Source organism: Segatella salivae F0493, from assembly GCF_000477535.1.
In the GTDB taxonomy this organism is placed as follows: Bacteria; Bacteroidota; Bacteroidia; order Bacteroidales; family Bacteroidaceae; genus Prevotella; species Prevotella salivae.
The window spans coordinates 1-22,265 of record NZ_AWGW01000002.1; the positions used below are offsets into that span (position 1 = coordinate 1).

Sequence of the window (22,265 nt, forward strand, 5' to 3'; positions counted from 1 at the left end):
TCTACTCTCTCTCTCTCTCTCTCTCTCTCTCTCTCACATAGGCGCCACGCCAATAACTACACTCTAAAATTTTTTCTCCTACGCGCGCGCGAAGCGTGGCGTATCTCCCATAAACAAAGGGCTTTTCAAAGTTCCCTTTGTTCAATAACTTGTGCCTTTTTGTGAACCAACAAAAGACAAAATAAGACAAAAATTAGAAGAAAAGATTCATTATTATTATGTAAATTATGAAGAAAAAACAATTAAGAACTTATTGCCCTCCAAAATCTACATTGATACATGTAGAAACTTCATCACTGATGGAGACTTCATTCCCAGGGCAGCACAATCCGGCACAGCCAGGTGGCACAATTTCCAGTGCAAAGCGAGGAATGACCATGGAGTGGTCTGATGAAGAAGATGATTCAACTTTGAAGACTAATTAAGAAGAGTAAAAACGAAAACAAAACAACAAAATGAAAAAAGATTTATTCAAAGTGCGCCTATTCTCACTTGCTGGCCTTCTCGGTTTTATGCTGACATTAGCCTCTTGCGTTAATGAAGAAGTTGTGCAGAAGGCGACAAATACGGGTAACGACAACGACAAGAACCTTACAACATTTTCTACTGGTGGTCCAGAAAGCCGCACCTCTATGGACTACAACTCGGGTGCTTTCTTTTGGGAGGCAGGCGACTATATCTATGTCAAAGATGACGATGGTATATGGCAGAAGAGCAAAAATGCACCAACTGCTAAAACCTCATATTTTAAATTCAAAGTAGAAGGTAAGTTTTCCACGAAATCCTCCTACAAAGTTTATTATCCTGGCAAGAACGGCATTAATAATCAAGTAACGATTCCAGCCATTCAAAAACAAGCAGTACCTAATACCACCACCCATTTCGGTGAGTCGGGTGACTGTGGAACGGCTGATGCTACAGGTATTAAAGGTGGCAAATACTTCAGTTTTAAGCTTGATCACCAAGCTGCCTATCTTGTATTCTTACCATTCACAAATAATAAAGTTCTTCAGCACTGCTTTCTGACAAAGATAGAAGTCAATTCTGACAATGATATTACCGATACTTATACTCTTGATCCTGTTACAGGGAAACTGAAAGATATTGGTACTGGTAAGCAGATTATTTTAAAGCTTAACAGTGATGGAAATTATATGAACGGCTTCTCTTTGAAAAATACTTCTGCAGATGTTACAACCAATGGTGCATTTATGGTAATCAAGCCAGGTACACATAAACTAAAAATTCGTTATTGGGTGAAAGACTATTCATTCTGGAATTATGGACTTGATCCAGTAGAGGGAACTATTACGAAAACTCTAACTTCTCATTCCTTTGACAAGAATAAATATTATAATATAACGGCTGATCTCAACGTACGTGATTATGATGGGAATCATTATTATCAGTGGGACGCCAAACAGCAATATTGGTATGGTTATGAATGGACGAAGGAAGAAGGTGAAAAACAGCCTATAACTAATCTTAGTTCTAGAGAATTTTATGCTCAGAATGGTTCTGACCCTCGCTATGCCAATCTTTACTTCCCTGGTAATGGTATAAAGTATAATGCACAGACTGCTTATTTTAATAAATTGCCTAATGCTAACGAGATGTCATGGTATGCGATGTATGGTGCTCCTCATTTTGACGCTGATGAACTATGGTCATCAATGGGCCTTTTATATAAGGGAGGCGTATGGTTAAAGAAAAAATCTGTTTTAATAGCAGACGGTAACTACTCTACGGAGTACTCTGCAGACGGTATTACTGATATGCGTACAACATACAAATCTTATGGTAACAATAGTATGATTATGGTTCCACCTTCTACTGCTGAAGCAAATAATTATTTTTACCTACCTTTTTTGGGTTGCTATATTAATGGAAGCTTACTGGGACTCGGTATGTACGCCTGGTATTGGTCATCCAGTGCAGAACCAAGGAAAGAGGGTATTCACATCAATGCATACTACTTAGCTTTTGAAAAAGGGAGCATAGGTGTGGTTAGTTACATACGTCAAAATGGCAATATCGCGCAGCCATTCAGTGATTTCGGAGATAATTAATTATAGAACTATTTAACCTTTGCCGACATGTAGAAACCACAAGGAATCTTTAGTCGGCAGAGGATAGAAAATAAAGGCTTCACAAAGCCGAGTCGCTCTTTGACATACTGACACACGACGGAAACGAAAATCCAATCGCATGGATTTGGAGGTATCACTGGAAAATGTTATCTTTGCCGACATGAAAAGGCATTTATACATCATCAGTGGTTGCAACGGGGCTGGCAAGACGACGGCTTCCTATACGGTGTTGCCTGAAATCCTTAAAGTGGAGGAGTTTGTGAATGCGGACGAAATAGCGCGTGGTCTTTCACCTTTCAATCCCGATAGTATGGCCATAGAAGCAGGTCGACTGATGTTGAAGCGCATAGATGAACTGTTACTTGTTGGCAAGAATTTTGCAATTGAAACTACACTTGCTACCCGCTCATACGCTAAATTAGTGGAACGTGCACACAGACAAGGCTATGTTGTTCATTTAGTTTATTTTTGGCTCAGCAGTCCGCAACTTGCCAAAGAGCGTGTTGCAAGCCGCGTAAGCCAAGGAGGGCATAACATTCCGCCTGACGTCATCCAGCGTCGCTACGATTTGGGCATTCGCAATCTACTTGAAATCTTTATCCCAATCGTAGATGGATGGTTGATTGTTGACAACAGCGAATTAACACAGGCCATAGTGGCAGAAGGTGGAATGAATGTACAGACGATTGTATATAACGAAACATTATTTTCAAAAATAAATGGTTATGGAAAATAAAGAACGATACAGCGAATTTGCGAGCAAAGTGATGCAGGGTGTAAAAATTGCACATCAGAAAATGATTCGCGAAAAGGCCCTCAAAGGCGAAAATATAGTGATAGCCGATGCAGACGGACAGATTATGACGATTTCTGCAAAGGATATAGCCCAGCACGATTAAAAGTGAGTTTTGCTCAATAGTTTTTCGTCCCACGCTGCAAACAAAATGTAGCGTGGGACGATTGTTTAACACCCTTCTGAAAATATCGTTATCCGTCGTGTTGAAGTATTAAAACCTTTGGTTAGACATTTCCGCGCATGGCGAAAGTCGTTTCCCGAAAGGTTTGGCATTTCCGCGCTTGGCGAAAGTCATTTCCCGAAGGGTTTGACATTTCCGCGCATGGCGAAAGTTATTTCCCGAAAGGTTTGGCATTTCCGCGCATGGCGAAAGTCGTTTCCCGAAAGGTTTGGCATTTCCGCGCATGGCGAAAGTCGTTTCCCGAAGGGTTTGGCATTTCCGCGCTTGGCGAAAGTCGTTTCCCGAAAGGTTTGAGGCTTTCGCCACGTGGCGGAAAGTATTTTCCAAGGGGTTTGAAGCGCGCGCGAATCATTTATTCATAAAGAAATAAAAATAAGATAACGTCGGAAGAATCCGACACATGTTAAACTAAAAAAACAATAAAATGCCAGAAGAAACACCTTCAAAGCATGATTTCACCCAGGTGGTGGAAATTGCACAAATTCAGTTGTCGCATCTCAATAATGGTGCGCACTTTCAGTTCATGAAAAACGTGAGTGACCGCTTGGCCACTGACACGAAAATTAAGGAGAATGCTGTTGGGCAGGCTGCAATTAAGGCGCTGACAGAGGCTTTAGCCGCAGAAGACAAGTATTTGGTGTTGTCGCAAAAGAGTCTTTTGACTGACGACATTATCAAGGCCGATAAAGAGCGTGACACCCTTTTTGCAGGCTATCGAACGGCAGTGAAAGGCTTTTTGAATATGCCTGTGGCCGATTTAGCCAAACATGCTCACCAGCTGTGGCAGCATCTCGTTGACTATGCCATCGACCCCAAGATGCAGTTGGAACGCGAAACGGGACTCATCACCAACCTTTGCACCGACCTGGCGGGAGAATATGCCACGCAGGTGCAGGCCTTGGGATTAAAACCCTATGTCGATGCGCTGAAAACGGCTAACGAGCGCGTGGAAGCGTTGCTTGTGCAGCGCACGGCGGACAATTCGACGAAGGTTATCGGTGCGTTGGCAGCTGCTCGGAAAACTTCAGATGACGCCATCCGCAATTTAATAAAGGTGGTCAATGCCTTGGCCATCCTCGGTAAACCGGCCGATTATGCAGCCTTCATCGACTTTATGAATACCCTCATCAAGCGCTACAAAGAGCAGGCAATGACCACAACTTCATCGAAAGCGAACGCCGAAAAACATAAGGCCGAATATGAAACTCGGGTAAAACCCCAACTTGCTTCGTTTGAGGAACAACAAGGACTTGAAACGGATAGTCTTTCGTTTACGGGCAAAACAAAGGGCACGGCTGCCAAGCGCCTGTTCGAACTATCGGTAAAAGGCCAGAAGGCGGCTGACGGCAAAGTTAAAACTATTTGGGTGGGCGTGAATAAGGATGGCACGCTGTACCTCGTAGAGGAGAAGAAGCCGAAAGCGAATGAAAAGGCGAATGAGAAGCCGAAAGCAGGCGGCGGAACAACCGAACAGCCCAACTTTGGGATTAAACATAAAAACCAACCATAAAATTGTCGAGCTTAGGGAAATGCGCAAAGGCGCATTCATAAATTAACTCTTATTGCGACGAAAACCTGCGCAGCGGCGTAGTTATACAATAGGTATCGTCATAAATACTCCTAAGTCTAAAGTGGTGGTGCAGCACTGTTGCGATAACAGCGCTGCACCCTTTTTTGTGCGTTTTATTTTTATTTAAAAGTTTCTTGATAAAGCAGCTTTTTCGGATTGCTTTGAGAATGCACCACATATTTGAATTGTATGCCAGCCTCGCGATAGGTTTTGATTCCAGTGTCGTTGATGAGCGCCTCGCGAAGTCCGTCGGACAATTTCTTGCGGTTCTGGTTAACGATTTGTTCATTATCCATTTTATCCGTGAAAGTGCAAAAATATATCATCGTATGCGTGTTTTTATCAAACACCATGCTGTCGGTGCGTGTGAAATTCACAATTGGGGTGGGGCACATCTTCTGCGTATACTCTTTTGCTTCTCGTTCTGCGCGTTCTTCAATAGATTCGTGATGACATGCGGTTAGTGTTAAAAGGAGGAGTGATGAAAATAAGATTTTTTTCATTGTTTCTATTTTTATTTTTTGCAAAGATACTAAATAATAGATATTTTTCTTTAACTTTGCACGATAAAAAAGCAAATGAAGCAATGGACACGATAGGTAATATTCGAAATTTCTGTATCATCGCACATATAGATCATGGAAAGTCAACGCTCGCCGACCGCCTGTTGGAGAAAACGCAGACGATTCAGATTACCGAGGGGCAGATGCTGGATGATATGGATCTTGAGCGTGAGCGTGGAATCACGATTAAGAGTCATGCCATTCAGATGAATTATAAGGCGAAGGATAATAAGGATTATATCCTGAATCTTATCGACACTCCGGGACACGTGGACTTTTCTTATGAAGTATCTCGGTCTATTGCTGCTTGCGAAGGTGCGCTTTTGGTTGTTGATGCGACACAGGGTGTGCAAGCGCAAACCATTTCAAATCTCTATATGGCCATAGAGCATGACCTCGAAATTATTCCGGTGATCAACAAAATTGATATGCCGAATGCCATGCCCGATGAGGTGGAAGATGAAATCGTAGAGTTGATTGGTTGTGATAGAAAAGACATTATTCGCGCTTCGGGAAAGACAGGCGAGGGCGTAGAAGATATTTTGGAAGCCGTTGTGGCACGTATTCCTGCTCCTGTAGGCGAGGTGGATGCACCGGCTCAAGCCTTGATTTTTGACTCAATCTTCAATAGCTTCCGTGGTGTTATCGTGCTTTGCAAGGTGATGAACGGAAAGATTCGAAAGGGCGAAAAGGTCAAGTTCTTTAACACAGGAATGGAGTATGATGCCGATGAAGTTGGTGTGCTGAAAATGGATATGGTTCCAAAGAAAGAACTTTCGACGGGAGAAGTTGGCTATATCATCAGTGGTATAAAGACGGCTACCGAGGTGAAGGTCGGCGATACGGTAACTTCTGTTGCCAATCCATGTAAGCAAGCCATTGCCGGTTTCCAGGAAGTGAAGCCTATGGTGTTTGCAGGTGTCTATCCCATTGATCCGAATGATTATGAGAATCTGCGTGCATCGTTAGAGAAATTGCAATTGAATGATGCCGCTTTAACCTTCTCGCCAGAGAGTTCTGTGGCCTTAGGTTTTGGTTTCCGTTGCGGTTTTTTGGGACTATTGCATATGGAGATTATCCAAGAGCGACTCGACCGCGAATTTAATATGGATGTCATCACCACCGTTCCCAACGTGTCTTATATGGTGTATGACAAGCAAGGAAACGTTAAGGAAGTGCATAATCCTTCAGGATTACCCGAGCAGACGCTCATCGATCATATCGAAGAACCCTATATTCGTGCGTCGATTATCACGGCAGCTGACTATATTGGTCCCATCATGACCTTATGTCTTGATAAACGAGGTGAGCTGATTAAGCAAGAGTATGTTAGCGGAAACCGAGTGGAATTGCATTTTATGATTCCCTTAGGTGAAATCGTTATAGACTTTTATGACAAGCTGAAGAGCATATCAAAAGGCTATGCTTCGTTTGACTATTATATCGATTGTTTCCGTCCTTCAAAGTTGGCCAAGTTAGATATATTGCTCAATGGCGAACCTGTTGATGCGCTTTCAACACTCACCCACGAGAGCAACGCGGTATTCTTTGGTCGAAGGATGTGTGAAAAACTTAAAGAATTAATTCCTCGTCAGCAGTTTGATATCGCCATACAAGCTGCTATCGGTGCGAAGATTATAGCGCGAGAAACTGTTAAGCAAGTTCGTAAAGACGTGACAGCGAAGTGCTATGGCGGTGACGTAAGTCGTAAAAGAAAATTGCTTGAGAAACAAAAACAGGGAAAGAAGAGAATGAAACAGGTGGGAAATGTGCAAGTACCACAGAAAGCCTTCCTTGCTGTTTTGAAACTCGATTAATTTATTTCTGAATCGAAACAAACTTATATAATAATTGGAGGATATCCTAACATGAGAGAACCATTAAACACACCACGAGATATTGCTCGTGAACTTGCACGAAAGTACAGTACCATGACTCATGAAGAACTTGACGAATTAGAAAGTATTCTGGTTCCGATGAAGTTTAGTAAAGGGGAGATGATATTGGAAGAAGGAGAGGTTTGCGAGAACATCTACTACATCGATAAAGGCTTGATTCGTCAGTTCTATTTCAAGAATGGAAAAGAAGTGACAGAACATTTGGGTGCAGATCGTTCCATCTTTATGTGCATTGAGAGTCTATTTCTTGAGATGCCAACCCATCTTCAGGTAGAAGCCATTGAGTCTTCTATTATTTATGCCTTGCCTAAACGTCGTTTAGAGAAGGTGGCATTACATAACGTTAATATTCAGATTCTTTATCGCAAGATCTTAGAAGAAAGTCTGATATTATCGCAAGTACATGCAGATCTCGTCCGTTTTGAGACCGCAGGAGATCGATATAAGAAGATGTGCAAGCTTATGCCCCAAGTGGTTTTGCGAGCGCCTTTGGTTTATATCGCAAGTTATTTGCAAATGACTCCTGAAACATTGAGCCGTGTAAGAGCAACAACTTTGATTGATTAGAATACAAAATAAAACGGATGAGGCACTCATAAATGCCTCATCCGTTTTTATGTATAGATGGATTTCTTTATAGATTGTTCTTCACTTTTTCAACATACGCATCAATAACGGCAACAGCAGTAATATTCACTACGTCGTTAACAGAACTTTCAAAGTCTGTAAAATGGATAGCTTTGTTGAGTCCCATCTGTATTGGACCAATGATTTCGCAATCCTGATCAAGTTCCTGTAACAATTTATAGCTGCAATTAGCACTACTCATATTTGGGAACACTAACGTGTTGACATTCTTTCCTTTCAGTCTGCTGAATGGGTATTTATCGTCGCGAAGTTCTTTATTAAGCGCGAAGTTAACCTGCATTTCGCCGTCAATAGCCAAATCAGGGAATTCCTTTTGCATCTGCTCTACAGCGTTATGAACTTTCAAAGGACTACCAATGTCGTCAGTGCCGAAATTCGAATAGCTTAGCATTGCAATAACCGGTTCGTCGTTAAAGAACTTCACTGTGTGTGCACTAAGCTTTGCAATGTCGGTTAAGGTGTTCTCATCGGGATGACGATTAATCAGCGTGTCTGCAATATAATAAATGCCTTTCTTTGTATTGAGCAAATGCATTGTTCCGAAAGCTTTATACTCTGGTCTGATGCCAATAACCTCTTTCGCAACCTTTATCGTATTGCTGTACTTGGTATATAAGCCAGTGATGAACGCATCAGCGTAGCCATTTTCGACTAAACTCATACCAAAGTAATTGCGCTCATACATCTTGTCATAAGCCTCTTCAAAGGTATAACCCTGTCGAGCACGTTTCTCTGCTAAGTGTTTTGCAAATGTTGCGCGTCGGCCTTGTTCCTGATCAGCTCGCATATCGATGATTTCCACTCCAGAAAGGTCTAATTTCAAGCGTGCAGCCAAGCGGTTTAGACGATCCGGATTACCAAGAAGTATTGGAATACAGATGCCTTCTTGTTTTGCTTGTACAGCGGCTTTCATCATTGTAGCGTGTCCACCTTCTGCGAAAACCACCTTTTGTGGATGCAGACGTGCAGTGTCGTGGAGCTTTCGTGTGAAGGCCGTTTCCTGACCAAGTAACTGCAACAGGTTTTGTTTATAATTGTCCCAATCAGTTATCGGAGTACGGGCAACACCGCTTTCTATGGCAGCTTTGGCCACAGCAGCACTGACTTCTGTGATGAGTCTTGGGTCTACTGGTTTCGGGATAAAGTATTTAGGACCGAATGTTAAGTCGGTAACGTGGTATACTTCATTTACCACATCAGGAACCGGTTGCTTAGCCAAGTCTGCAATAGCCTTTACTGCTGCCAGCTTCATCTCTTCGTTAATAGCCTTCGCATGAACATCAAGTGCACCGCGGAAGATATAGGGGAAGCCAATGACATTATTGATTTGGTTAGGATAATCGCTACGACCGGTGCTCATTAGTACGTCAGGGCGGCTTGCAATTGCATCTTCATAAGAAATCTCTGGAACAGGATTTGCCAATGCAAAAACGATTGGTTTATCAGCCATACTGCGAACCATATCTTGGCTAAGAACATTTCCTTTGCTCAATCCTAAGAACACATCGGCACCTTTCATGGCTTCTTCCAAGGTGTGAACATCTGTTCTTGTTGTTGCGAACAATGCCTTTTGTGGAGTCAATTTCTCACGAACTGTTGTGATAACGCCTTTGGAATCGAGCATCACAATGTTTTCTTTCTTTGCTCCAAGTGCTACATATAGTTTTGTACAACTAATGGCTGCAGCTCCAGCACCATTAACAACAATCTTCACCTTACTGATGTCTTTTCCTGCAACCTCAAGGGCATTGAGAAGTCCTGCAGCAGAAATGATGGCGGTTCCATGCTGATCATCGTGCATAACGGGAATGTCAAGCGTCTTCTTTAAGCGCTCTTCAATATAGAAACACTCGGGAGCTTTGATATCCTCTAAGTTGATTCCACCGAATGTTGGCGCTATTCTCTCAACGGCTTCGCAAAACTTTTCTGGGTCTTTTTCTGCTACTTCAATGTCAAAAACATCTATACCGCCATAAATTTTGAATAGCAATCCTTTTCCTTCCATCACCGGTTTGCCACTCATCGCGCCAATATCTCCAAGACCAAGTACGGCAGTTCCGTTACTGATTACAGCGACTAAGTTTCCTTTATCCGTGTATTTATAAACATCGTTGGCTTCGGCTTGGATTTCAAGACAGGGGAAAGCAACTCCTGGCGAATAGGCTAAGCTTAAATCAGTTTGTGTGTGGTAAGGCTTTGTTGGCTTTACTTCTATCTTGCCCGGACGTCCATCTCTGTGGTAAGCCAAGGCTGCTTCTTTCGTAACTTTTACCATGTTTATTTCTTTAAAGTTCTATATTCTAATTTCCTTTCACTTTCATTAATTGCAAAGTTAACAAAAAACGCGAGATTGAATGTGCGTTTTTTGTTATTTTTTGTAACTTTGCAATAGAATCGTTTACAGATATATAGCTGGTAATCTTTTATGTACAAGACAAACGTAACCACAGAATATCGCGAACAATTGAAAGGACGTATCCTTCAATCTGCTATGCACGAATTTCGGACGAATGGTATCAAGCAAGTTAAAATGGATGATATCGCCCGAAAATTGGGTATTTCCAAGCGTACATTATATGAGATTTATGGAAATAAAGAGGACCTTTTGATGGAGGGAATCAAAAGAGATGAAGAGATATTTAATCGTCACATGGAGATGTTTATTACTGAACATCATGGCACTTTAATGGATATCTTTGCGGAGTATTTTCGTTATGAGCTGGAACAATTCAAGTATACTTCTCTTAACTTCTTTATTGATTTACAACGCTATCCACGTGTGCTTACCTATCTTGATGAACTGCACAAGGCCCGTAATAGGAAAGGTATCTCATTCTTTAATCGTGGTGTTGAGGAGGGATATTTCCGTCAAGATGTAGATTATGAACTGGTAGAACAGGTCTGTTCTGCAAGCATGCGACATGTTATGGACAATCAACTTTTCCATAAATATAGCATGCAACATATTCTATATAATGTGGTTTTTCTGTTTATGCGAGGGCTTTGCACTGAGCAAGGACTACACGTTTTGGAGGAGAAATTAAAGTTGTTCAAATGAAAATAACATTGATTGGCGCTGGAAACTTAGCCACTAATATTGGTCTTGCCTTGCATTCTGCGGGACATACCATTGTGCAAGTATATAGTTGTCAGTTAGCAAACGCATCGTGTTTATCATCACGTTTGGGTGCTACAGCTATTAATCAGTTGGATAAAGTCAATGATTTGGCTGACATTTATATCTTCTCTTTAAAGGATAGTGTTTTGCAAAGTGCAATCGAAAAGGTGTGTAAGCATAATACCAATAAAGTGTTTTTGCACACAGCAGGAAGCATGAATATGCAATTGTTTGAAGGATATGCAACTCGCTTTGGTGTGCTTTATCCTATGCAAACATTCTCAAAAAATCGCCCTGTTGATTTCAAATCGATTCCTTGTTTCATAGAGGCGAGCGATTCGAAGACTTTAGAATGTATTCAAAGTTTAGCGCTTTCGATATCAGAAAAGGTTTATATACTTTCTTCACATGATAGGAAGTATCTTCATCTTTCTGCCATTTTTGCATGTAATTTTGTGAACCATTGTTACGAGATTGCAGCTGAAATACTTCATCAACACGATATTCCTTTTGAAGTTTTACAGCCACTTATTGATGAAACGGCACGTAAGATTCACATGCTTTCTCCAAGAGATGCGCAGACAGGTCCTGCCGTGAGATATGATAAAAACGTGATAGAAGCGCAACGAAAGCTGCTTGCAGACTTGCCACTCTGGCAGGAAATCTACGAAAGAATGAGTGCGTCTATTCATCACACTGCAATAACAAATAAGTCCAATCACTATGATAAATTATGATTTAACAAAGATAAAAGTCATTATCTTCGATGTAGATGGTGTGCTTTCTGCCGAGACAATCTTGCTTTCTCGTGAGGGAGAACCACTTCGAACCGTAAATATTAAGGACGGATATGCCATTCAGCTGGCTGTAAAATCAGGCCTTCATGTTGCCATTATCACTGGAGGAAAGACAGAAGCTGTCAGACTTCGTTATGAGAGTCTTGGCGTTCAACATCTCTATATGGGTTGTTCGGTGAAGCTGAAAGCCTATGATGAACTGATTAAACAACTCAATGTCCGTGACGATGAGGTGCTATATATGGGAGATGATATACCTGATTACGAGGTGATGCGTAGGTGCGGATGCCCTTGTTGCCCGTCAGATGCAGCTACAGATATTAAGGATATAGCGCTCTATATTAGTGAAAGGAGTGGGGGAAACGGCTGTGGTCGTGACGTTGTCGAACAAGTTTTGCGTGCACAAAAGAAGTGGATGAGCGATGCAAAAGCATTTGGTTGGTAAAAAAATGAATAAGATGAATCATCAATATAAAATCATTTTAGCAAGTAACTCACCACGCAGGAAAGAGCTTCTTGCTAGTTTAGACATTGATTTTCGTGTTGAAGTGAAGCCGGGAATAGATGAATCTTATCCCGAAACCCTACCATCTGATGAGGTGCCTCTTTATCTTTCTCAATTAAAAGCAGCTGCATACAGAGATGATATTGCCGCTGATGAAATGATTTTAACGGCAGATACAGTGGTCATTGTTGATGGAATCATTTTGGGAAAGCCCAAAGATGCTGCCGAAGCATGCTACATGTTGCGTATGATTAGCGGTCGAACGCATCATGTAGTTACGGGAGTTAGTCTAACGACACAACAGAAACAACGTAGCTTTAAGGTATCAACGGAAGTGACATTTAAGGCTTTAAGTGAGGCAGAAATCAACTATTATGTTGAGCATTACCGACCTTTTGATAAGGCAGGTGCGTATGGTATTCAAGAGTGGATAGGCTATGTAGGAGTTGTTTCGCTTAAAGGAAGTTATTTTAATGTAATGGGACTGCCTGTGCAACGCATCTATGAAGAACTTGCACACTTTTAAGTTTGGAGCTACTTTAATTCTAATTGTGAGTAAAAAACTATCATCGTGTGAAAGTTTCTCATCTTATATGATGCTCATGTCTTTGAATTTAAGGTTGTTTTTCCTTATGTCTTGTAATTTATAGAACACCGATACTATACGAAATCAAAACGCTTTTTAGAAACAAGGGGTAGGAGAGGAGCCTGTAATCTCTATTGATTTGTGGCATAATTTAAGTCTAATTATTGTATGTTTTGACGCTTTTTGCAGTGCGATTTGGCTGAGTTTAGAAAATGATGTTTTAATGATGTTTTGAGGTTTTCAAGACTTACTTTGTGCTGTTGGCGCATTAAGTCAATACAATATAACTGTAATTCTAATAATAAAAACGCTCTTTTATGTGCTTATTTGTAGAAAGAGAAAAAGAAAAAGAGGATGCCTTATGACATCCTCTCCTATATTCTTGGTTTTTGTTAGATTGATTAACAAACCTTATGTGAGCCTTCGCTGATAACCACTGGATAGACTTCTGGTTCATGTCCATACTTAGCAGCGAACTTAACCTTGGCATCTGCGATAAATTTATCATAAACTTCGTCCTTTACAAGGTTGATAGTGCAGCCACCAAAGCCACCGCCCATGATTCTGCTTCCTGTCACACCATTCTCTTTTGCGATGTCGTTAAGGAAGTCAAGTTCTTCACATGATACTTCATACTCTTTGCTTAGACCATCGTGAGTCTCATACATCTTTTGACCAACAGTTTCATAATCGCCCTTTTCGAGTGCGTCGCAAACAGCCAAAACGCGGTCTTTCTCACCAAGAACAAAGTGTGCGCGCTTGTAGTCTTCTTCTCCAACTTCAGCTCGAACCTCTTCTAATTGTTCCCAAGTGCAGTCACGTAATGTCTCAAACTTGCCTTCTGGATGTTTTGCTGCAATGTGTTTTACCACATTCTCGCAGCTGTTTCGGCGGTCATTATAAGGACTTCCTGCAAGCTCATGCTTAACTTTTGAGTTCACAAGCACTAACTTATAGCCTTGTGGATTGAATGGGAAATATTCGAATTCTCTGCTTCTGCAGTCCAAGCGCATAAGCTTTCCTTCTTGTCCAAAGACGCTTGCAAACTGGTCCATGATACCACATTTCACACCGATATATTTGTGTTCTGTAGCTTGTCCGGCAAGCGCTAAGTCCCATTTAGATACTTTGTTGTTACCAAAAAGGTCATTAAGTGCGAAAGCAAAGCAGCTTTCAAGCGCTGCACTTGAAGACATTCCAGCACCTAATGGCACGTCACCATAGAACGCAGCATTAAAGCCTTTAACTTCTACACCAAGGCTCTTCATCTCTTGAATGATGCCATAAATGTAACGTGCCCAGCTTGCACGAGGACCATTGGGGTCGTCTACTTTGAACTCAACTCGGTCCTTAAGATCGATTGAATAGAGCATAACCGTGTTGGTTCCATTAGGGCGAATCTCTGCCATTATGCCTTTATCTACGGCTCCAGGAAATACAAAACCACCATTATAATCAGTATGTTCACCAATCAAGTTGATTCTTCCAGGAGACATATAGATGTTTCCAGTCTTACCATCAAAATGCTTAATAAAGCGACTTCTAACTTTTTCAATGTCCATAATTAAATAGATTTAGATTGTGTCTTGGGTTAAAAAGTATAAAGCCCTCAAATTGAACATACAAAATGAGGGCTTAGGTTATAGTTTAATCTACAGGAATATCTTTATTTACATTTTTGCTTCCGATGAGTGCATAGTAGCACATGAAAGCCAAAGCAACAAGAGGTACAATATAAGAGAACATGTAAGAAGAGTTGTCTGCAATGAAATTTTGGAATAAAGGAAGCAGACCTCCACCGACAACCATCATCATAAAGATTCCAGAAGCGGCTGCAGAGTACTTACCAAGTCCTTCTGTTGCCAGGTTGAAAATACTGCTCCACATGATTGAAGTGCAGAGACCGCAGAGCACTAACAATAGTGCTGCAACAGGAACGACTACCATTTGGAATGATGTTCCAGTGAAAACGGGCATAGAAACAGTTGTAGACTTGCCTAAAACCATAGCCAAGACAATCAGTATCATGCCTGTAATTGTTGTGATAATCATCATAGAACGGCTTGAAACCTTACCGCCAATGAAACTTCCAATAAAGCGTCCTACCAACATTAAGAACCAATATGTTCCTGCAACGAAACCGCCAATAGCTGCTGCATTCGTTAATAAGCCTGCACCTTTTGCAGAAGTATCGCTGATGTAGAAGTTCAATGTACCAGGAATACCAACCTCAACACCGACATAAACGAATATAGCAATTGTGCCAAGAACGAAATGACGGAAAGCCCAAGGACTATGTTCAAAGACTGTCTTACTTGTCGTCTTACCCATCTCCGGGTCTGCAATTGGGATGAAAAGCAGTACTACAAACGCTGACGCGAATACGCCTAAGGCGATAAAGAGAACAAGGTTTACATCAGCCATCTTTGTGGTTGCTGAAACTGTTCCAATGAGTGTACCAACCAACATCGGTGTTAGTGTTCCAGATAATGAGTTGAGTGTACCTCCGATAAGATTCAACTGATTGCCTCGATTACCGCCACCTCCGAGTAAGTTTAGCATTGGATTAACGACAGTATTGAGAATACATACAGCGAAACCACTAATGAAAGCACCGAAGAGATATACAGCAAAACCACTTACGTCAGCACCAAATTTACCAGAGATAAACTGAATGAAGACACCAACAAAGCCTGTTGCAATACCTGTTAGGGCCGTGTTCTTGTAGCCAATCTTAGTTAGTAACTTACCGGCGGGGATCCCCATGAAGAGATAGGCGAGGAAGTTCATTGCATTACCAAGCATACCTATCATGTTCTCACTACCCGTTCCGTTGAATACGTTTTTCCAAATTACACCGATAGGAGCCGCGAGATTTGTAACGAAAGAAATCATCGCGAAGAGAAACATCATTGTGATGATCGCAATGATGTTTCCTTGTTGTTTTGTGTTTTTTTCCATTTATTTATTTGAATTATTTGTCTATTCCGAATTTGTAGATGGTTTTTTGCTTGTATTGTTCCCCTGGATTTAAGACAACAGAAGGGAAATAAGGCCGATTTGGAGTATCAGGGAAGTGCTCAGCTTCAAAGCATACGGCAGAGCGGCGAGGGTAAGTAGCACCATGAGTGCCTTTCATACCATTCTCAAAGTTTCCAGTATACATCTGAACTCCAGGCTCTGTGGTATACATTTCCATTGTACGCCCACTATGAGGCTCTACGATCTTTGCTGCAAAACTTAATTCTCCTTCTTCTTTTTTGTTAAGTACGAAGCAATGATCATAGCCAGAACCATTCTTAATTTGTTCGTTATCATCATTGATTCGCTTTCCAATCGCTTGAGGTTTACGGAAGTCAAATGGCGTTCCTTCTACCTTTAGAATCTCTCCTGTGGGGATGCTTGTCTCATCAATGGGGATATAGAAATCGGCATTGAGTTCGCATTCAAGCGTATCTATTGTAGGAGTGGGGTTGGCGATTCCTGCTAATGAGAAGAAAGCGTGGTGTGTTAGGTTGATGATTGTCTTCTTGTTTGTGCATGCTAAGTAATCAATCACTAACTCGTTATCATCGTTAAATGTATAAACGACAGTTGTTTTCAGCTCTCCAGAAAATCCTTCTTCACCATAAGATGATACATAATGTAGTACGAGAGCTTGCTCATTCATCAACTCTGCATCCCAAACTTTATCGTTGAATCCCTTCTTTCCGCCATGCAAAGAGTTTGGACCATTGTTGATAGGCAAGCAATATTCTTTGCCATGCAACTGGAATCTTCCTTTTGCAATACGATTTCCAAATCGTCCAATGAGTCTACTTAAGTATGGTTCAGGAGAGTTGATAACATCATTAATGTTATCGTGTCCTTGAATAACATTCGCATAGTTTCCTTCTCTGTCAGGAACCATGATGGCAACTACTGCACCGCCATAATTTGTGATGGCCACTTCGTTACCCAAAGCATTGCGAAGGATATACAAGTCTGTTTTTTTTCCATTTACTGTTGTTTGAAAATCTTCACGTTTCAAACCACAGATGTTCTCGTTTGGGACTGTGTTCATAATATCTTTTAGTTTTTAGTTATATTCAATCTCCCTGCAAAGTAAATAAAAAATAACGACTTACCCAAACGAAACAGTATAAATCTTTCTTAATTTTTGATTATTTTTCAACAGGTGAAAGCAAGTCTGCAACAATATAGCTTGACCCTCCAACAAAGATGAAGTCATTACTATTTGCATCGTTTAATGCCTGCTGATAGGCGGCCTTTACATTATTATATAGGTGGCCATTAAGGTTGAATTGTTTAGCAATCTGTGCAACTTTCTCGGCAGGGATAGCTCGTTTGGTTGATGCCTGCGTCCAATAATAGGTTGCATTTTGAGGGAGCATGCGCATTACTGTCATAATATCTTTATCATCTACCATACCGAATACCATTCTAAGTTGCTTGCAAGGTTGTGCTTGTATTTGTCTGGCAAGGTAGGTCCAACCGCCAACATTGTGGCCCGTATCGCACACCACTTTAGGTGATTCGCGTAAAGTCATCCATCTACCAATGAGATGTGTCAGTGTTGTTACATGGTCTAAAGCAGGTAATTGATTTGTTAAGTTAACTCCCAATGTCTTTAATATGTTGACGGAATTTAGTATTGTATTCATATTTTTGACCTGATAGTCGCCCATAAGTTCTGCATGGAAGGTTCCAAAATGCTTGGTTTGATAAATTCTTCCACCTGAAAGGTCGATTTCACTGCTAATAACTTCTGGGGTATCTTGCGCAAAAAAAATAGGGCTTTGCTGTTCTTTTGCCTTATTTTCAAAAATAGATCGTGTTTCATTTGTGTATTCTCCAATAACTACTGGAACGCCTTTCTTAATGATTCCAGCCTTTTCATAGGCAATCTTAGCTAATGTGTTACCAAGAAATTGCGTATGATCCAAGCTGATATTTGTTATAATTGATAGAATTGGGGAAATGATATTTGTCGAATCCAAGCGTCCTCCGAGTCCTACTTCTATAACTGCAATATCAACTTGTTGTTCTGCAAAATATTTAAAGGCCAAGGCCGTTGTCAGTTCAAAGAAGCTGGGATGAATGGTTTCAAAGAAGTCGTGTTCTTGTTGAACGAAATCAATTACGGCCTGTTCACTAATACATTCTCCGTTGACTCTTATGCGTTCGCGGAAATCTATGATATGAGGTGAGGTGTAAAGTCCAACTTTATACCCTTTCTGTTGTAGCATTGCCGCTAATGAATGCGAACAAGACCCTTTCCCATTTGTGCCTGCGATGTGAATCGTTTTATAGTGCTGGTGGGGATGATTAAAGTGTTCATCTAAGGCTAAGATGTTATCTAATCCCTCTTTATACGCAGAAGCACCCACATGTTCGAAAACAGAGGTGCTGTTAAAAAGATAATTTGTAGTCTCTTTATAGTTCATTTTGTCAATTGAAATAGTTCTTAAATCTCTGGAAGATGGTTTGTTTCGTACTCTCATCTCCTTTGAAATTATCGCTATTCTTAAATTTCTCAATTGCTGCTTTCTCTTCTTTATCGAGCGTCTTTGGTATATATACACTGATGTTTACTACCAAATCACCCATTCCAGAACCGTAACCTTGCACTGCAGGCAGGCCTTTTCCACGAAGCCGAAGCGTTTTTCCGGGTTGTGTGCCAGCATCAATTTTAATCTTAACTTTAGTGCCTTGTATTGTCGGAATCTCTACTTCTCCACCGAGTATTGCCGTTGGTATATCTAAAAGAAGATTGTAGATGACATCTTGTCCATCTCTGATAAAGGTATCATTTGGTTGTTCTTCAATGTAAACTTGAATATCTCCATTGACACCATTACGCATTCCTGCATTACCTTTTCCCGGAACATTGACAACCATTCCTTGAGCGACACCAGCTGGAATTTGTATTTCAACAACTTCTTCTCCCTTGACTACACCTGTTCCGCCGCAGTCTTTACATTTATTTTTGATTATCGTTCCTTCACCATGGCAGTCGGGACATTCGGTTTGTGTTTGCATCATACCGAGCATTGTGCGTACTGTTTTTGTGACAACACCATGTCCTCCACACTTAGGGCAGGTCTCGCTACTGCTTCCCGGCTCTGCACCATTGCCGTGACAATGTTCACATGGCACATCCTTACGCACCTTAAACTTCTTGGTAACGCCAGTAGCAATCTCCTGTAATGTAAGACTTACTTTCAATCTTAGGTCTGCACCACGATATTGTGCGTGGCGAAAACCACCACCACCTCCGGCACTTCCAAAGCCGCCGAAGCCTCCGCCATGTCCTCCAAAGATGTCACCGAACATGGAGAAAATGTCATCCATATTCATGTTTCCGCTGAAACCACCTCCGAAGCCGCTTGCACCTTGCATACCTTCAAAACCAAATTGGTCATATTGTTGGCGTTTCTGAGGATCACGTAACACGTCGTATGCCTCTGCAGCTTCCTTAAATTTTTCCTCAGCCTCTTTGTTTCCGGGGTTTCTGTCAGGGTGATACTTAATGGCAATCTTGCGATATGCAGCCTTAATCTCTATATCAGTAGCGGTTCTTTCTACATTAAGAATCTCGTAATAGTCTCTTTTCTCTGCCATGGTTAATTATGTATCATTATTGACCTACAGCCACTTTTGCGTGTCTAATCACTTTATCATTCATTGTATAACCTGATTGCACGCAGTCAATTACTTTTCCTTTCTTGTCATCTCCCATTCCTGGAACCATGGCAACAGCCTCATGATAGTCGGTATTGAAGTCGGCTTTATCCGTTTCAATCTTTTTGACACCCATGCTTTCAAGGGTCTTTATGAATTTATTGAAAATCATTTGCATGCCTTCTTTGATTGCTGTTGCATCTTTAGTTTCATTACTTAGCGCACGCTCGAAGTCGTCAAGAATAGGCAATATGTCTGTAACAGCTTTGCGACCTCCATTTAAAATCAACTCAGCTTTTTCTTTGTTGGTTCTTTTTCTGAAGTTATCAAATTCGGCAATTGTGCGTAACAATTGATCTTTGAGCTTCGCATTTTCATCCTGTAAGTCTTCTACAGGATTCTGTTCTTTCTCTTCTGACGATTCTTCAGCTGCCTTTTCGCAATGCTTCTCGGCAAATTCTGTCTCTTTATTATTGTGTCCAACCTCGATGTTTTCTTGTTCTTCGGCAGACACATTCTGGTTTTCTTTCATACGTTCTACTTTTAATTGTTACATTTGTTTGTTATGGTAAATCACAAAAAGCATGCCAAAAGCACCAAAGACACGTTGCTCTGTCTGAATAACAGACTTTGTTCTCGCGGCCTTTGGTGCTTTTATGGTTTAATTATACATCTTCGCTTTCTGCTCTTTAATGCCTTCATCATGAATATATTCATCATAAGACATTAACTTGTCTATTGTTCCCTTTGGAGTCAACTCAATGATTCTGTCGGCCACAGTTTCAATGAATTCGTGGTCATGACTTGAGAAAAGGATGTTTCCTTTGAATAATGTCAGGTTGTTGTTAAAGGCCTGAATGCTTTCCAAGTCGAGGTGGTTTGTTGGGGTATCGAGGATCAAGCAGTTTGCATTTTGTAGCTGCATACGCGCTATCATACAGCGCATCTTCTCACCACCTGATAAAACATTGACTTTCTTCAGCACTTCTTCACCACTGAAAAGCATCCTACCTAAGTAGCCTTTCATCATGACTTCATTACCTACACCATATTGACTTAGCCAATCAATAAGGTTTTTGTCGCTATTGAAAAATTCAGTGTTGTCGAGTGGGAGATAGGCTGTTGTGATGGTTACTCCCCATTTATATGTGCCTGCATCGGCTTGCCTGTTGCCATTGATAATCTCAAACAAGGCTGTCATAGCTTTGGGATTATGGCTCAAGAAAACAACTTTCTGTCCTTTTTCAATATTGAAATTGACATCATCGAAGAGCACGGTTCCATCTGGCTCAACGGCTTTCAAACCTTCAACTTCAAGGATTTGATTGCCTGGTTCACGTTCCATTTGGAAGATGATTCCTGGATATTTACGACTTGATGGCTTGATTTCATCAACATTCAGCTTTTCAAGCATCTTCTTTCTTGAAGTTGTTTGTTTACTCTTTGCAACGTTTGCTGAGAATCGACGGATAAACTCTTCAAGCTGTTTCTTCTTCTCTTCGGCCTTTAACTTTTGGTTTTGTGCCTGGCGAAGTGCCAATTGAGAACTCTCATACCAGAATGAATAGTTACCAGAGAACACTGTAACCTTTCCGTAATCAATATCAATCGTTTGTGTTGAAACGGCATCAAGGAAGTGGCGGTCGTGGCTAACTACGAGTACCGTTTGCGTCTCGTCAATCTCTCCAAGATAGTCTTCCAACCATTCCACAGTATCCAAATCGAGGTCATTCGTAGGCTCATCAAGCAACAAATTGTCAGGTTTACCAAACAAGGCCTTTGCCAACATGACACGCACTTTCTCGGTATTGCTCAGCTCGCCTACCATTTTCTGATGCAAATCTTCTTGAACACCTAAGTTCTGCAAGAGTTGTGCGGCATCACTTTCTGCCTCCCAACCATTCATTTCGGCAAACTTCTCCTCTAATTCTGCAGCCAAATTACCATCTTCTTCGGTCATTTCTGCCTTCGAATATAAGCGCTCACGCTCTTTCATATTCTCCCAAAGAGGCTGGTGGCCCATAAGAACCGTGTCCATAACACGATATTCATCATATTTGAAATGGTCTTGCTCCAGCACCGAAAGGCGTTCACCCGGCCCGAGCTCCACACTTCCGTGATTCGGCTCTAAGTCACCACTAATGGCACGAAGCAACGTAGACTTACCTGCACCATTGGCTCCAATGACGCCATAGATATTGCCACGTGTAAACTTAATATTTACGTCTTTGTAAAGTACTCTCTTTCCAAATTGGATAGCAAGATTTGTTAATGTTATCATTTTATCCTATGCCTTATAAATATAATTTGGTGCAAAGATAATCAAAAAACTTCGGATTCCCGAGGTCATGCCTGCTATTTTCGCAAATATGGTAAATTCCCGTGTGTTTACTCCGGTTTGTTTTGGAAAAAGCCAACGAATTGGTTAAAGTCTTGGATTATCTGATTAAAATGTAGATTTGTAGACTGAACGATAACGGCAGCATAGTGTCTACAGCCCATACGGAATAAGGTGTACGAATGTTTAGACGATTAAGATTGAGTGCTTTCATGACATTTTTTATTAAGTGTTGGTAGACCTCAATTTGGCAAGTTCTTTAAATTCTTGCTCTGTTTTCTCTACCCATTCGCGTTTGCGCTCTATCATTTTGTGTAGCGCCTCCGCTGCTTCCTCGCGGTTTGAATATTTTACTGTCTTGTATGCCATAAGTTAACCTCCTGTTTTTTGTGATGATGCAAAGATAATGCTTTCCTCTGATAACTCCAAATATGTGAAGAAAACAACGCATAAAAAAGGGTGCAGCGCTGTTATCGCAACAGCGCTGCACC

General features: G+C 41.2%; 22 protein-coding genes and 1 pseudogene. 12 read left to right on the forward strand and 11 right to left on the reverse strand.

The genetic code is table 11. From position 1 onward, the window contains the following. The first annotated feature begins 299 nt into the window (after window positions 1-299). From HMPREF9145_RS14090 to HMPREF9145_RS13610, 6 genes are all read left to right on the forward strand, one after another. Window positions 300-425, forward strand: a complete 126-nt coding sequence (locus tag HMPREF9145_RS14090; RefSeq protein WP_021824322.1) for a hypothetical protein — start codon at window positions 300-302, stop codon at window positions 423-425. A 30-nt stretch (window positions 426-455) separates the two neighbouring features. Continuing rightward, on the forward strand, window positions 456-2,069 hold the full coding sequence (locus tag HMPREF9145_RS00015; protein ID WP_021824331.1) for a lipoprotein: 1,614 nt from the start codon (window positions 456-458) through the stop codon (window positions 2,067-2,069). A 181-nt stretch (window positions 2,070-2,250) separates the two neighbouring features. Continuing rightward, window positions 2,251-2,826 (forward strand): zeta toxin family protein, encoded by a 576-nt coding sequence (locus HMPREF9145_RS00020; RefSeq protein ID WP_036906020.1) that lies wholly within the window; start codon window positions 2,251-2,253, stop codon window positions 2,824-2,826. Beyond that, window positions 2,816-2,989, forward strand: a complete 174-nt coding sequence (locus HMPREF9145_RS00025) for a hypothetical protein (protein ID WP_021824334.1) — start codon at window positions 2,816-2,818, stop codon at window positions 2,987-2,989. The genes HMPREF9145_RS00020 and HMPREF9145_RS00025 overlap by 11 nt, the downstream gene beginning before the upstream one ends. Window positions 2,990-3,126: 137 nt before the next feature. Continuing rightward, window positions 3,127-3,429 (forward strand): hypothetical protein, encoded by a 303-nt coding sequence (locus tag HMPREF9145_RS00030; RefSeq protein ID WP_021824341.1) that lies wholly within the window; start codon window positions 3,127-3,129, stop codon window positions 3,427-3,429. A gap of 62 nt (window positions 3,430-3,491) precedes the next feature. After that, window positions 3,492-4,577 (forward strand): DUF6261 family protein, encoded by a 1,086-nt coding sequence (locus tag HMPREF9145_RS13610; protein WP_021824344.1) that lies wholly within the window; start codon window positions 3,492-3,494, stop codon window positions 4,575-4,577. Window positions 4,578-4,756: 179 nt separating this feature from the next. Here HMPREF9145_RS13610 and HMPREF9145_RS00040 read toward each other — a convergent pair whose 3' ends face one another. Then, window positions 4,757-5,140, reverse strand: coding sequence for a hypothetical protein (locus HMPREF9145_RS00040; protein ID WP_007133378.1), 384 nt, complete (start codon window positions 5,138-5,140; stop codon window positions 4,757-4,759). A gap of 83 nt (window positions 5,141-5,223) precedes the next feature. On the opposite strand from HMPREF9145_RS00040, the gene lepA reads away from it, so the two are divergent. Both lepA and HMPREF9145_RS00050 read left to right on the forward strand, forming a co-directional pair. Further along, a complete protein-coding gene (lepA, locus tag HMPREF9145_RS00045; RefSeq protein WP_021824340.1) occupies window positions 5,224-7,017 on the forward strand; it encodes a translation elongation factor 4 in 1,794 nt (597 codons plus the stop codon). Window positions 7,018-7,068: 51 nt separating this feature from the next. Then, a complete protein-coding gene (locus tag HMPREF9145_RS00050; protein ID WP_007133380.1) occupies window positions 7,069-7,665 on the forward strand; it encodes a Crp/Fnr family transcriptional regulator in 597 nt (198 codons plus the stop codon). A 67-nt stretch (window positions 7,666-7,732) separates the two neighbouring features. On the opposite strand, the gene HMPREF9145_RS00055 is transcribed toward HMPREF9145_RS00050, so the two are convergent. After that, window positions 7,733-10,021 carry an NADP-dependent malic enzyme gene (locus HMPREF9145_RS00055; RefSeq protein WP_021824330.1) on the reverse strand — a complete coding sequence of 763 codons (2,289 nt, stop codon included), beginning with the start codon at window positions 10,019-10,021 and terminating at the stop codon, window positions 7,733-7,735. Window positions 10,022-10,171: 150 nt separating this feature from the next. On the opposite strand from HMPREF9145_RS00055, the gene HMPREF9145_RS00060 reads away from it, so the two are divergent. Genes HMPREF9145_RS00060 through HMPREF9145_RS00075 form a run of 4 tightly spaced genes read left to right on the forward strand, consistent with a single transcriptional unit; the run spans window position 10,172 to window position 12,692 of the window. Next, a complete protein-coding gene (locus tag HMPREF9145_RS00060; RefSeq protein WP_021824326.1) occupies window positions 10,172-10,804 on the forward strand; it encodes a TetR/AcrR family transcriptional regulator in 633 nt (210 codons plus the stop codon). Then, the gene (locus HMPREF9145_RS00065; RefSeq protein WP_021824336.1) at window positions 10,801-11,601 is read left to right on the forward strand and encodes a Rossmann-like and DUF2520 domain-containing protein; all 801 of its coding nucleotides are present in this window, start codon (window positions 10,801-10,803) and stop codon (window positions 11,599-11,601) included. The genes HMPREF9145_RS00060 and HMPREF9145_RS00065 overlap by 4 nt, the downstream gene beginning before the upstream one ends. Continuing rightward, window positions 11,588-12,106, forward strand: coding sequence for a KdsC family phosphatase (locus tag HMPREF9145_RS00070; RefSeq protein WP_021824320.1), 519 nt, complete (start codon window positions 11,588-11,590; stop codon window positions 12,104-12,106). The genes HMPREF9145_RS00065 and HMPREF9145_RS00070 overlap by 14 nt, the downstream gene beginning before the upstream one ends. Before the next feature lie 13 nt (window positions 12,107-12,119). Beyond that, the gene (locus HMPREF9145_RS00075) at window positions 12,120-12,692 is read left to right on the forward strand and encodes a Maf-like protein (RefSeq protein ID WP_036906030.1); all 573 of its coding nucleotides are present in this window, start codon (window positions 12,120-12,122) and stop codon (window positions 12,690-12,692) included. Between the two features lie 461 nt (window positions 12,693-13,153). Here HMPREF9145_RS00075 and galK read toward each other — a convergent pair whose 3' ends face one another. From galK to HMPREF9145_RS13615, 9 genes and pseudogenes are all read right to left on the reverse strand, one after another. After that, entirely contained in the window at window positions 13,154-14,314 is a 1,161-nt protein-coding gene (gene galK / locus HMPREF9145_RS00080) for a galactokinase (RefSeq protein ID WP_021824342.1), read from the reverse strand. A gap of 85 nt (window positions 14,315-14,399) precedes the next feature. Beyond that, window positions 14,400-15,713, reverse strand: a complete 1,314-nt coding sequence (locus HMPREF9145_RS00085; RefSeq protein WP_021824337.1) for an MFS transporter — start codon at window positions 15,711-15,713, stop codon at window positions 14,400-14,402. 13 nt (window positions 15,714-15,726) lie between these two features. Next, window positions 15,727-16,815: an aldose epimerase family protein gene (locus HMPREF9145_RS00090; protein WP_021824329.1), complete on the reverse strand. Its 1,089-nt coding sequence runs from the start codon at window positions 16,813-16,815 to the stop codon at window positions 15,727-15,729. Window positions 16,816-16,915: 100 nt separating this feature from the next. Beyond that, window positions 16,916-18,199: a bifunctional folylpolyglutamate synthase/dihydrofolate synthase gene (locus HMPREF9145_RS00095; protein WP_021824319.1), complete on the reverse strand. Its 1,284-nt coding sequence runs from the start codon at window positions 18,197-18,199 to the stop codon at window positions 16,916-16,918. Window positions 18,200-18,203: 4 nt separating this feature from the next. Continuing rightward, entirely contained in the window at window positions 18,204-19,376 is a 1,173-nt protein-coding gene (gene dnaJ / locus HMPREF9145_RS00100; RefSeq protein ID WP_021824317.1) for a molecular chaperone DnaJ, read from the reverse strand. 16 nt (window positions 19,377-19,392) lie between these two features. After that, complete coding sequence (locus HMPREF9145_RS00105; RefSeq protein WP_021824333.1) at window positions 19,393-19,968, reverse strand: nucleotide exchange factor GrpE; 576 nt, start codon at window positions 19,966-19,968, stop codon at window positions 19,393-19,395. A 129-nt stretch (window positions 19,969-20,097) separates the two neighbouring features. Next, window positions 20,098-21,147, reverse strand: a complete 1,050-nt coding sequence (locus tag HMPREF9145_RS14345; RefSeq protein WP_410529644.1) for an ABC-F family ATP-binding cassette domain-containing protein — start codon at window positions 21,145-21,147, stop codon at window positions 20,098-20,100. Window positions 21,148-21,177: 30 nt separating this feature from the next. Then, window positions 21,178-21,717: pseudogene (locus HMPREF9145_RS14350) on the reverse strand (ATP-binding cassette domain-containing protein); the annotation flags it as partial. A gap of 282 nt (window positions 21,718-21,999) precedes the next feature. Beyond that, on the reverse strand, window positions 22,000-22,143 hold the full coding sequence (locus HMPREF9145_RS13615; protein WP_007133393.1) for a hypothetical protein: 144 nt from the start codon (window positions 22,141-22,143) through the stop codon (window positions 22,000-22,002). Window positions 22,144-22,265: the final 122 nt, after the last annotated feature.